The 13,029-nt window shown below is 41.3% G+C and carries 6 protein-coding genes; 4 read left to right on the top strand and 2 right to left on the bottom strand.

The features are described 5' to 3' along the window. Positions 1-42 precede the first annotated feature (42 nt). On the top strand, positions 43-1,170 hold the full coding sequence (locus BUB52_RS08980) for a universal stress protein (protein ID WP_009120892.1): 1,128 nt from the start codon (positions 43-45) through the stop codon (positions 1,168-1,170). Between the two features lie 451 nt (positions 1,171-1,621). Here BUB52_RS08980 and BUB52_RS08975 read toward each other — a convergent pair whose 3' ends face one another. Further along, entirely contained in the window at positions 1,622-2,884 is a 1,263-nt protein-coding gene (locus tag BUB52_RS08975; RefSeq protein ID WP_009120894.1) for a tetratricopeptide repeat protein, read from the bottom strand. Next, a complete protein-coding gene (gene gyrA / locus BUB52_RS08970; RefSeq protein WP_009120895.1) occupies positions 2,868-5,396 on the bottom strand; it encodes a DNA gyrase subunit A in 2,529 nt (842 codons plus the stop codon). The genes BUB52_RS08975 and gyrA overlap by 17 nt, the downstream gene beginning before the upstream one ends. A 463-nt stretch (positions 5,397-5,859) precedes the next feature. Here gyrA and BUB52_RS08965 point away from each other — a divergent pair, with 463 nt between their 5' ends. From BUB52_RS08965 to BUB52_RS08955, 3 genes are all read left to right on the top strand, one after another. Next, the gene (locus BUB52_RS08965) at positions 5,860-8,388 is read left to right on the top strand and encodes an ATP-dependent Clp protease ATP-binding subunit (RefSeq protein ID WP_009120896.1); all 2,529 of its coding nucleotides are present in this window, start codon (positions 5,860-5,862) and stop codon (positions 8,386-8,388) included. Between the two features lie 111 nt (positions 8,389-8,499). Beyond that, positions 8,500-10,548, top strand: a complete 2,049-nt coding sequence (htpG, locus tag BUB52_RS08960; protein ID WP_009120897.1) for a molecular chaperone HtpG — start codon at positions 8,500-8,502, stop codon at positions 10,546-10,548. A 176-nt stretch (positions 10,549-10,724) separates the two neighbouring features. After that, the gene (locus tag BUB52_RS08955) at positions 10,725-13,022 is read left to right on the top strand and encodes a patatin-like phospholipase family protein (RefSeq protein ID WP_009120898.1); all 2,298 of its coding nucleotides are present in this window, start codon (positions 10,725-10,727) and stop codon (positions 13,020-13,022) included. Positions 13,023-13,029: the final 7 nt, after the last annotated feature.

Here is a 13,029-nt window from a genome sequence, read left to right as displayed (position 1 = left end):
GGATTTCTTGTGTGTTTTATAAACGATATAATAAGATGACTTATGGAAGATAAATTAGTAACATTAGCGATTCTGACGTATGCCAAGGCACAGATACTGAAGAATGTCCTTGAGAATGAGGGTATTGAGACTTACATCCATAATGTGAATCAGATACAGCCGGTTGTATCTTCCGGGGTACGTGTCCGTATAAAAGAAAGTGACTTACCGCATGCTCTGAAAATCACTGAAAGCTCAGCATGGCTGTCTGAAGAAGTAGTAGGAGAGAAGGCCCCTAAAATAGAGAAAGGAAGTAACAAGGTTGTGATTCCTGTCGATTTTTCAAACTATTCGTTGAAAGCCTGCGAATTCGGCTTTAATTTTGCAAAAAATATAGATGCTGAAGTTATTTTACTTCATGTTTATTTTACACCTATCTATGCGACATCATTACCATACGGTGATGTGTTTAATTATCAACTGAGTGATGAAGAAAATGTAAGAAACATATTGCAAAAGGTGCATTCGGATTTAAACGCTTTGTCCGATAAGGTAAAAGCTAAAGTCGCTTCCGGAGAATTTCCTGATGTAAAGTATACTTGTGTCTTAAGGGAAGGTATTCCGGAAGAAGAAATATTGCGCTATTCTAAAGAAAACCGTCCAAGGATTATTATTATGGGTACACGTGGTAAAAATCAAAAGGATATTGATTTGATTGGTAGTGTAACGGCCGAAATTATTGAACGTAGCCGTGTACCTGTTTTAGCTATTCCTGAGAATACACCATTTAAGCAGTTTAGCGAAGTCAAGCGTATCGCATTTATTACAAATTTTGATCAACGTGATTTAATAGCTTTTGATTCATTGATTAATAGTTTGAAACCATTTCATTTTTCCGTATCTTTAATACATCTTGCTGATGTAAAAGATACTTGGAATGAGATAAAGTTAGGTGGTATTAAGGAGTATTTTCAAAAACAATATCCGCAATTGGATATTTACTATGATGTGGTGAAAAATGATGATTTTCTTAATAGCTTAGATAACTATATTAAAACCAACCAGATAGATATTATTACATTGACATCATATAAACGAAATATATTTTCTCGTTTATTCAATCCAGGAATTGCCAGAAAGATGATTTTTCATTCTGATACGCCATTATTGGTTATCTATGGACAGCCTTAATTTATCTAACATTAATAAGTACTTATACAGAATAAGGTCTTTACTTTATCCATAATCGTAAGATTAAAAGTTAATAATCAAATGTCTCATAACTTAAAAAAGTCCAACCAAAAGATACAGCATAAGCCTTAAAAACGTCAGACGCTTCGATAAGGGTACAATCCTTGAAAGTTTTGCGGTGAAAACAGTTGTTATAGTCCATATAATGAACAATCACTCTGCGAAACCGCTTTGAATACTTCTTAGAAAAAAATGCGCCATAACCGTTTATTTTAGGTATGGCGCAAAGCTAAATATTACTTTTGTGATTTTATTTATAATCGTGATTATGTTTAATATATCAAGGAGATTACTAAAAAAAGAAATAACTACTCCTCTCATAGAATATCACTATAAATAAAATATGTAAAAGAGAGATAGCGCAAAATGTGAGCTATCTCTCTTTTTATTATTATTGCATCATCTTATCAATTTCATCGAATTCCGGACCCATTTGCAAGTTATAGTATACTCGGTACAGTCCATTCAACCATAAATCTTTCTGATCAGGTTTCAGTTCTCTTGCTTTTTCATAATTAGGTCTAGCCTTTTCATAGAAGACTTTCAGTGTAGCTTGATCTTCTTTGTATTTTGGATCATTGACATCAGTAGTAGCCTTCTCTGAGAAATCCTGTGCTTGCAAGCAATAGATTAAACCTAAATTAGAATATGCTTCTGCGTAGTTAGGATCTACTTCAATAGTCTTTTTGTAGAACTCAATAGCTTTATCATAATCTTTCATGTTATGATAAAGATATCCTTTTACATACAAATAAAATGTATTATTAGGATCCTTAGCCAGCATATCATCTGCAAACTGCATTGCTTCGTCAAACTTATTGTTATTGCTATAATAATCAATCAGATGGCCGAAGAAGAATGAATGTTCAGGATACTTTTGAATACCATCTTTCAAGGAAGCAATCCATTTGATAGTATCGCCTTGAGCTTTCAATGCTGTAGAAATAAATTCCATGGCATATTTACCCACTTCTTTATCTTCTTTTGCATAAGGAGCATATTTCAGCACACTTGGGTAATCTTCCATTTTGGCTGCAGCTAAGCTTGCATAATAAGCAATTTGAGGCAATACGGTATCTGTTTGAAGCAGATTTTCTTTTTCAAACATCGGATTAATGGCAACATCTACATAAGTTGCAAAGAAATCGAGTGCTTCTTTGTTCTTATCCAGATTAAAGAATTGGATACCGCCATTAATCAAATTAGGACGTGCGGCTAATATAGCAGCACTATTAGATTTTCTGTATTTGTTTTTGATTTTACCTTTTTCATTAGGAATTTGTGCAAGCTCATCACATTTAAAGTAGTATTTGCACATGTTCAATGCGCTGTTGTACACTTTAAGAGTATCATAAGGTTTTCTCAAATATGCATTCTCCATTTCCTTCTCATTGATTCTCTTTTGGATAAATCCTGCTACATCCCATGTCTCAGCGTTGTCCTTAGTCTCGGCATTCGTCAAGGCTCCATTGATAAGTTTCTCTGCTTGGGCAAAGTTTGGTTTTACTTCGTTGGCAATGCTTTTAGCTTCTTTTACGTTCTTCTCCTGAGCAAAAGTGAAGCCGGCAGCAAGCAGTAAAACCATTGAAAATAGTACTCTTTTCATGATTGTAGAAAATTTTAAATTAATATTATGTCTATTCTTCATTTTCATTATTTATTTCGTTTTGAGGGGCTTCTGATGCGGTGTCATCTTCTTCTGCGATAATATCCTCTTCATTTTCGGAGGTAACCTTACATACGGAACCGATCTCGTCATTACGCTTTTCAAGATTTATCAGTCGTACTCCCTGGGTGGCACGTCCCATGATGCGGACATCAGCTACTTTCAGACGGATGGTGATACCTGATTTATTGATAATCATTAAATCATTCTCATCTGTTACAGACTTGATTGTTACCAGCTTACCGGTCTTATCGGTAATATTCATGGTTTTTACGCCTTTACCGCCACGGTTTGTCTTACGATAATCCTCAATATCAGAACGTTTACCATATCCTTGCTCTGACACAACCATGATAGTTTCGGCTTCAGGGTCTTTGATGCAAATCATTCCAACAACTTCGTCTTGTCCGTCTTCATCAAGTGTCATACCACGTACGCCGGTAGCTGTACGTCCCATTACGCGTACTGCGTTTTCGTGGAAACGAATAGCGCGTCCGTTACGATTGGCAATGATAATTTCATTGTTACCGTTAGTCATGCGTACCTCGATTACGCGGTCGTCTTCACGAATAGTAATGGCATTGACACCGTTTTGGCGAGGACGGGAATATTGTTCGAGCAATGTTTTTTTAATAACACCATTCTTTGTGCAGAACAGTACATAATGGCTGTTGATGAAATCCTGGTCGTTCAGGTTCTTCACGCGCAGATATGCATTTACGGCGTCATCAGAGTCTATGTTCAACAGGTTTTGAATGGCACGTCCCTTGGAGTTCTTCGTTCCTTCGGGTATTTCATAGACCTTCAGCCAATAACACTTACCTTTTTGAGTGAAGAACATCATGGTATTGTGCATTGTTGCAGGATAAATATGCTCTACAAAGTCCTCATCGCGTGTTTCTGTTCCCTTAGAACCTACTCCACCGCGGTTTTGCGCGCGGAATTCGCTTAACGGCGTACGCTTGATATATCCCATGTGAGAAATGGTGATAATCATTTCGTCATCCGCATAGAAATCTTCCGGATTGAATTCTTCCGATGAATAAACGATTTCAGAACGGCGTTCATCACCGTATTTATTTTGAATCTCGATTAATTCATCTTTGATAACCTTGCGGCAAAGCTCATCGTTAACGAGGATTTCTTCCAAATAAGCAATCTGCTTTTGGATTTCCTCATACTCGGCATGAAGCTGATCCTGCATAAGTCCGGTTAGCTGACGCAGACGCATTTCTACAATGGCACGTGATTGAATTTCAGTCAATTCAAAGCGTTCCATCAGCCCGCTGATTGCGTCATTTGGAGTTTTGGCGGCACGGATGATTTTGATTACCTCGTCAATATTGTCCGATGCGATAATCAAACCTTCTAAAATATGAGCGCGTTCTTTAGCTTTACGCAAATCATATTGTGTGCGGCGGATAACTACGTCGTGACGATGCTCTACGAAATACTTGATAAGGTCTTTCAGGTTTAATAAACGGGGACGTCCATGTACCAATGCCACATTGTTTACACCGAAAGACGTCTGCAACAATGTCATCTTGTAGAGCTTGTTCAGTACTACGCTGGCGTTGGCGTCACGCTTCACGTCGATGACGATACGCATGCCTTCACGGTCAGACTCATCATTGGCGTTGGAAATGCCCTCTATTCTCTTTTCGTTGGCCAAATCGGCAATAGATTTGATTAATTCGGCCTTATTCACTCCGTAAGGAATCTCGGTGACGATAATCTTGTCGTGAGTGGAAGTTGTCTCAATCTCCGCTTTGGCACGCATTACGACACGTCCGCGGCCTGTCAGATAGGCTTCGCGCACACCGCTCATGCCATAGATATAACCGCCTGTCGGGAAATCGGGAGCTTTGACATAAGTCATTAAGTCCTCAATGTCAATATCGTTATTGTCAATGTATGCGATGCAGGCGTCTATCACTTCGGATAGATTATGAGTCGGCATATTTGTGGCCATACCTACAGCGATACCGGAAGCACCGTTTACGAGTAGATTTGGAATGCGGGTAGGCATTACGGTCGGCTCCAGTAACGAGTCGTCGAAGTTGGTTTGCATGTCAACAGTCTCTTTATCAAGATCCTGCATCATTTCTTCTCCAATCTTCTGCAAGCGACATTCCGTATAACGCATGGCGGCTGCGCTGTCTCCGTCTACAGAACCATAGTTACCTTGTCCGTCTACAAGCATGTAGCGCATAGCCCAAGGCTGTGCCATACGGACGAGAGCTCCGTACACGGAAGAGTCACCGTGCGGGTGATATTTACCTAATACCTCACCGACAACTCTCGCAGATTTCTTATAGGGTTTATCCGACGTATTTCCCAGTCCCATCATACCGAAAAGAATTCTTCGGTGAACAGGTTTAAAACCATCTCTAACATCCGGAAGGGCACGTGAAACAATGACCGACATAGAGTAGTCAATGTACGAAGACTTCATTTCCTCCTCGATGTTAATCTTTATAATTCTGTCTTGTTCAAGCATTTAAAAAGATTATTAATTATACATTTGCGGGTTTGTGAAAAACCACGCTAAAGTACTGCTTTTTTACGATATACAAAAGTTTTCCCTCATAAACTTTGTTGCAGAATTCCAGGCTTACGGCCTTGTTAGGGTATCCTCTTCCCTACTGAATATATAACCGGTTAAGAATAAGACAGATACGGTACCAAACAAATACCACCCTTTGGAACACGGTGTACCTTACTAAGGTACGAGCCGTACCAAGCTCAGGTACATGAAGTTTCTTAGGTTGGTACATCGAGTACCAATCGTTGGTACGGGCGGTATCATCGTGCATTATAATATAAGGTGTAGAAGGGAAAACCGGTAGATTATGATTTATGGCACGGGATTTGTATATTATTAAATCAGTTTATGGTACGCGATATAAAGAAATGCGTATCTTTGTAAATTCAAAACCTTTAATTAAGGAGATAAAAAATATATGAACAATCAATTTTCACAAAGAGTTTCTGATATTATAACTTATAGCAAGGAAGAAGCTAACAGACTGAGAAATAGATATATCGGTCCGGAGCATCTTCTGCTCGGCATGTTACGTGACGGCGGTGGAAAAGCTATCGAGATATTGATGAGACTCGATATAGATTTGAAGCAAGTAAAAAAACGCATTGAAAGCTTCTTGAAGGATGCCGAAGACGACACCCTGTTACCCGATGCGGATGTACCATTGTCGCCAATGGCCGCTAAAATATTGAAGATGTGTATGCTGGAAGCGCGTATTTTAAAGAGTGCGACCGCTGATACCGAACATGTGCTATTGGCCATATTGAAAGATGGAGATAACCTGGCCGCTACTGTTCTGGAAGAAAACCAAGTAAGTTATCAATCTGTATTTGAGCAGCTTACCATGCAGTCTACTAATCCGAATGCAGGTATGGGATTTCCGGAAGAAGAGGAAGATGATGATGAAGACATGAATATGTCCCATTCTTCTCGCAATGCAGGACAGGGAGCGGCTTCTTCCGCGCAGACTGCATCGAAGAAGCCTTCCAACGATACTCCGGTCTTGGATAACTTCGGTACGGACATGACCCGTGCCGCAGAAGAAGGCAAACTTGACCCTGTTGTAGGACGTGAACGTGAGATAGAACGTTTGGCGCAGATATTGAGCCGCCGTAAGAAAAACAATCCTGTATTGATTGGTGAGCCGGGTGTCGGTAAATCGGCCATCGTAGAGGGGCTGGCATTGCGCATCGTCCAAAAGAAAGTATCCCGCATCTTGTTTGACAAGCGAGTGGTAATGCTCGATATGGCCTCTGTTGTGGCCGGAACCAAATACCGCGGACAGTTTGAAGAGCGTATTCGCTCCATTATCAATGAGTTGCAGAAGAATCCGAACGTAATCTTGTTTATCGATGAGATTCACACCATTGTAGGCGCCGGTGCTGCTGCAGGTTCTATGGATGCGGCTAATATGTTGAAACCCGCTTTGGCTCGCGGTGAAATACAGTGTATCGGCGCTACCACTCTTGATGAATACAGAAAGAATATCGAGAAAGACGGTGCTTTGGAGCGTCGTTTCCAAAAGGTTATAGTGGAACCCACTACATCGGAAGAGACTCTTCAGATACTGAAGAATATAAAAGAGAAGTACGAGGACCATCATAATGTGAGCTATACAGACGAAGCGTTAGAAGCATGTGTCAAGTTGTCAGAGCGTTATATAACTGACCGTAACTTCCCGGATAAAGCCATCGATGCTTTGGACGAAGCGGGTTCGCGTGTGCATCTGACGAATATCAATGTTCCCAAAGAGATTGAAGAACAGGAAAAGCTGATAGAGGATGCACGTGTTTTGAAGGCCGAAGCCGTAAAGTCGCAGAACTTTGAATTGGCCGCCAGCTATCGGGATAGAGAGAAAGAACTTTCCGCTCGTTTGGATGAAATGAAAGCGGAATGGGAAGCTCGTCTCAAAGACGACCGCCAGACTGTCGGTGAGGAAGAAATTGCCAATGTCATATCCATGATGTCCGGCGTTCCGGTACAACGTATGGCTCAGGCGGAAGGCCTTAAGCTTGCGGGCATGAAAGAAGACTTACAGGCAAAGGTTGTAGCTCAAGATGCTGCAATAGAGAAACTTACCAAAGCGATTCTACGTAGTCGTGTAGGCCTGAAAGACCCTAATCGTCCTATCGGAACGTTTATGTTCCTCGGCCCTACCGGTGTGGGCAAAACGCATTTGGCCAAACAATTGGCTAAATACATGTTCGGCTCCAGCGATGCGCTGATACGTATTGATATGAGTGAGTATATGGAAAAGTATACGGTATCGCGTATGATTGGAGCGGCTCCGGGCTATATCGGTTATGAGGAAGGCGGACAGTTAACGGAGAAAGTACGTCGGAAGCCTTATTCCATAGTACTGTTGGATGAAATCGAGAAAGCTCATCCGGATGTGTTCAATATCTTGTTGCAGGTATTGGATGAAGGACGTCTTACTGACAATTATGGCAGAACGATTGACTTTAAAAATACAGTCATCATCATGACTTCAAATATCGGTACCCGCCAATTAAAGGAGTTCGGCCGTGGTGTAGGTTTTGCGGCACAGGCACGTACGGATGATAACGAGCACTCGCGCAGCGTGATTCAGAAAGCATTGAACAAAACCTTTGCTCCTGAGTTTCTGAACCGTCTGGATGAAATCATAACGTTTGACCAACTCTCATTGGATGCCATCACGAAGATTGTAGATATAGAATTGCAGGGCTTATATGAGCGTGTTGAAAACATTGGTTATAAGATGGTTGTGGATGATGAAGCCAAGAGATTCCTTGCTGCCAAAGGTTATGACGTGCAGTTCGGCGCCCGTCCGTTGAAGCGTGCCATTCAGAATTATCTGGAAGACGGACTTTCGGAGCTGATTATATCTGTTGGATTACAGCTCGGTGATACGATTTGTGTCTCTGCCGATAAGGAAAAAGACGAGTTGAGTATAACCAAAGCGTAACAAGCTTTTATAATAAAACAGTCAAAATGTCAGTTCTTCGGGACTGGCATTTTTTTTGTGTTCAGTTTGCCAAAACAATAAAAATATAAATCTGAAAAATATAAACTTAGTATGCAAAAAGGAAATATTGGGGTAACTACAGAGAATATCTTCCCCGTTATCAAAAAGTTTTTGTACAGTGATCATGAAATCTTCCTTCGTGAGTTAGTTTCTAATGCCGTCGATGCTACGCAGAAGCTTAAAACACTGGCTTCTATCGGTGAGTTTAAGGGTGAAGCCGGTGATTTGACAGTGCACGTGTCTTTGGGTAAGGATACGATTACCGTATCCGATCATGGTATCGGCTTGACAGCAGAAGAAATAGACAAATACATCAATCAGATTGCGTTCTCGGGAGCCAACGACTTCCTGGAGAAATATAAGAATGACGCCAATGCCATCATTGGTCATTTCGGACTTGGCTTTTACTCGGCTTTCATGGTTGCCAAGAAAGTTGAAATCATCACCAAATCCTATCAGGATGGCGCTAAAGCCGTAAAATGGACTTGTGACGGTAGTCCGGAATTTACAATCGAAGATACGGACAAGGCAGAACGCGGTACGGATATCGTTCTTTATATAGACGACGATTGCAAGGAATTCCTTGAAGAAGCGCGCATCTCTTCTCTTTTGAAGAAGTATTGCAGCTTCCTGCCTATTCCCGTTGCATTCGGCAAGAAGAAAGAATGGAAAGACGGCAAGCAGGTTGAAACAGCCGAAGATAATATCATTAACGACGCTAATCCGTTGTGGACGCTGAAACCCAGCGAATTGAAAGACGAGGATTACAAGAAGTTCTATCGCGACCTGTATCCGATGTCCGATGAACCTTTGTTCTGGATACACTTGAATGTGGATTATCCGTTCCATCTTACAGGTATCTTGTACTTCCCGAAGGTAAAGAGCAATATAGAGCTGAACAAGAACAAAATCCAGCTTTATTGCAACCAGGTATATGTAACGGATTCCGTAGAGGGCATCGTACCGGACTTTTTGACATTGCTGCACGGCGTACTCGATTCACCGGATATTCCGTTGAACGTATCCCGCTCTTATCTGCAGAGTGACTCTAACGTTAAGAAAATCTCTACATATATTACGAAGAAAGTATCCGACCGTCTGCAATCCATATTCAAGAACGACCGCAAACAGTTTGAAGAGAAGTGGAACGATTTGAAAATCTTCATCAACTATGGAATGCTCACGCAAGAGGATTTCTATGATAGAGCAAAGGATTTCGCCCTTCTCTCCGATACAGACGGCAAGCATTATACTTTTGAAGAGTATAAGACCTTGATAAAGGATAATCAGACGGACAAGGACGGTAACCTGATTTATTTGTACGCCAACAACAAAGACGAGCAATACAGCTATATCGAGGCTGCCAAGAACAAGGGTTATAATGTACTGTTGATGGACGGCCAACTTGATGTTGCCATGGTAAGCATGCTGGAACAGAAATTTGAGAAAGTACGTTTCACCCGTGTAGACAGTGATGTTGTTGACAACCTGATAGTGAAGGAAGACAAGAAAAGCGATGTTTTGGAAGCCGGTAAGCAGGAAGCTCTCTCTGTTATCTTCAAGAGCCAGCTGCCACAGATGGAAAAGACAGAGTTCAACGTGATGGCTCAGGCTTTGGGTGAAAACGCTTCACCGGTCATGATTACTCAAAGCGAGTACATGCGCCGTATGAAAGAAATGGCTAATATCCAAGCCGGAATGAGTTTCTATGGTGAAATGCCGGACATGTTCAATCTGGTATTGAATGCCGACCATAAGTTGGTAAAAGAGATTTTGGCTGATGAAGACAAGAAATGTGCGGCTGCCGTTGCTCCGATTCAAAAAGAAATGGACGATGTAAACAATCGTCGCAATGACCTGAAAAAGAAGCAGGAAGGCAAGAAAGATGAAGACATTCCTACGGCAGAAAAGGATGAAGTGAACGACTTGGACAAGAAATGGGAAGAATTGAAATCTCAGAAAGAAGGTCTGTTTGCCAACTATGCCGCCCAAAATAAAGTTGTCCGCCAGCTTATTGATTTGGCGTTGCTTCAAAACGGCATGCTGAAGGGTGAAGCTCTGAACAACTTTGTCAAGAGAAGTATCGACTTGATTAAATAAGCCCCTTTAGATTTCTATTATATAGGGCATTGCAACTCGCATGAGTTGTAATGCCCTTTTTTTGTTTGTTTTTTCGTAATGAATATATTTTTTTCCGTTGGATACGAGGTTTTTGGAAACTATTGTTTATATTTGAACATTGAATAAATTAGTATATTTCACTCGAAACTGCATTCATGAAAAGATTTCTTTTGTTTTTATCAGTCTGTTTATTGCTTCTGCCGCTTGCGCAAGCCCAGAAAGTAGGACTTGTTTTGAGTGGCGGCGGTGCAAAGGGAATGACGCATATCGGTATCATCCGCGCTTTGGAGGAAAATAATATCCCTATCGACTACATTACCGGTACTTCTATGGGAGCTATCATCGGTTCGCTATATGCTATGGGATATTCCCCTGACGATATGGAGGCTTTGTTGCGTTCCGAAGACTTCAAACGCTGGTATTCGGGTCAGGTAGAGCCTAAATACGGATACTATTTTAAGCAGAACCGGCCGACTCCGGAGTTTTTCAATATCCGTTTCTCTTTTAAGGATTCGTTGCACATCAAGCCTCAGATACTTCCTACAAGCATGGTAAATCCCATCCAGATGAATCTGGTCTTTGTGGAACTGTTCGCACGCGCTACGGCAGCGTGCAACGGTGATTTCAATCGGTTGTTCGTGCCTTTCCGCTGTATCGCTTCCGATGTATATAATAAAAGGCCGCTGATTATGCGTAAAGGAGACTTGGGAGATGCGGTGCGTGCCTCCATGAGTTTTCCGTTTGTTTTCAAGCCGATAGAGATTGATAGCGTTTTGGCTTATGACGGTGGTATTTATAATAATTTCCCGACAGACATTATGCGTGAGGACTTCCGGCCGGGAGTTATTATAGGCAGTGTGGTAGCCGCTAATCCCAGTAAACCGAAAGAGAATGATTTGATGAGTCAGCTTGAAAACATGATTATGCAGAAGACGGATTATACCCTTCCGGATTCTTTAGGTATTATTATGACGTTCAAGTACGATGATGTGAGTCTTCTGGATTTTGACCGTCTGCAGGAGTTGCACGATATCGGCTACAACCGGACTATAAGTTTGATGGACTCCATAAAAGGCCGTATTCATCGGAGGGTCAATGCTGAGAATGTGCGTTTAAGGCGTCTGGTGTATCGAAGCAATTTGCCTCAATTCCGCTTCAGGGACATCTATATAGAAGGAGCGAACCCGCAGCAGCAGGCGTATATCAAGAAAGAATTTCATGATGAAGACCACGAAGTGTTTACATACGAGGATTTAAAACGTGGTTATTTCCGTTTGCTATCCGATAATATGATTTCGGAGATTATCCCGCATGCGGTTTATGATACTGAAAGTGACCTGTATTCACTGCATCTGAAAGTGAAGATGGAAGATAATTTCTCTGTACGGATGGGGGGAAGTGTTTCGACCACCAGTTCCAACCAGATTTATTTAGGGTTAGGCTATCAGAACTTGAATTATTATTCCAAAGAAATCACTCTCGACGGGCAGATTGGCAAGGTGTATAATAATGCGCAACTTATGGCTAAAATAGACCTTCCTACCCGTATTCCGACTTCCTATCGCCTTATCGCTTCTTTAAGTACATTCGATTATTATAAGAAAGACAAGCTTTTCTCTAAAAACGATAAGCCCTCGTTCAATTCTAAAGACGAGCGTTTTGTAAAGTTGATGGTAGCCTTGCCTTTTTTAGCCAATAAACGGGCGGAAATAAGTATCGGATACGGAAAGTTGCAAGATAATTACTTTCAATCCAGCGTAATCAATTTCGATAAGGACCGTTCGGATAAGAGCACTTATAATCTTTTGGGAGGAGCTATCGGATTTTATGGGAGTACGTTGAATGCGCGACAGTATGCTACGAAAGGGTATTTTGAAAAGCTGGTGGCACAGGTCTTTAGCGGGAAAGAAAGATTCATTCCGGGAAATCCGACAGAGACGAGCGTTACAACTAAAGACCGGCAGTCTTGGTTGCAAATCTCTTATATGAAGTATGCCTATCATACTATGAGCCCCAAGTTTACTTTGGGGTGGATGGCGGAAATGCTGTATTCATCGAAGAATTTTTCGGAGAATTATACGGCAACAATGTTGCAGGCGGCGGATTTTTCTCCTACTCCTCATAGTAAGTTGATGTATAATGAGGCATTCCGGGCTAATCAATTTTTGGCGGCGGGAGTTAAACCTATATTTGTTCTCAATGATATGTTCCAGTTCCGTTCCGAATTTTATGGTTTCATGCCGATATTTCCTATCAAAAAGAATGCTTTGAACAAGGCTTATTATGGAAAAGCGTTCTCACGCTTTGAATATATGGGAGAAATTTCTGTGATATGCCAATTGCCTTTTGGGGCAATCTCTGCATATGTAAATCATTATAGCTCACCGAAAAAGGAGTGGAATGTGGGATTGACACTCGGTTGGCAGCTGTTTAATTACCGGTTTATCGAGTAATTTTCTT

Source organism: Bacteroides clarus YIT 12056 (assembly GCF_900129655.1).
GTDB classification, from domain to species: domain Bacteria; phylum Bacteroidota; class Bacteroidia; order Bacteroidales; family Bacteroidaceae; genus Bacteroides; species Bacteroides clarus.
Note: the sequence above shows the minus strand (reverse complement) of the source record. Positions and strands in the feature narration are given on the sequence as shown.

What these genes read in the sequence shown, in the direction of transcription:
- BUB52_RS08965 (WP_009120896.1), top strand. Translation starts at nt 5,860, where the DNA reads ATGAACAATCAATTTTCACAAAGAGTTTCTGATATTATAACTTATAGC.
- gyrA (WP_009120895.1), bottom strand. Translation starts at nt 5,396, where the DNA reads ATGCTTGAACAAGACAGAATTATAAAGATTAACATCGAGGAGGAAATG.
- BUB52_RS08975 (WP_009120894.1), bottom strand. Translation starts at nt 2,884, where the DNA reads ATGAAAATGAAGAATAGACATAATATTAATTTAAAATTTTCTACAATC.
- BUB52_RS08955 (WP_009120898.1), top strand. Translation starts at nt 10,725, where the DNA reads ATGAAAAGATTTCTTTTGTTTTTATCAGTCTGTTTATTGCTTCTGCCG.
- htpG (WP_009120897.1), top strand. Translation starts at nt 8,500, where the DNA reads ATGCAAAAAGGAAATATTGGGGTAACTACAGAGAATATCTTCCCCGTT.
- BUB52_RS08980 (WP_009120892.1), top strand. Translation starts at nt 43, where the DNA reads ATGGAAGATAAATTAGTAACATTAGCGATTCTGACGTATGCCAAGGCA.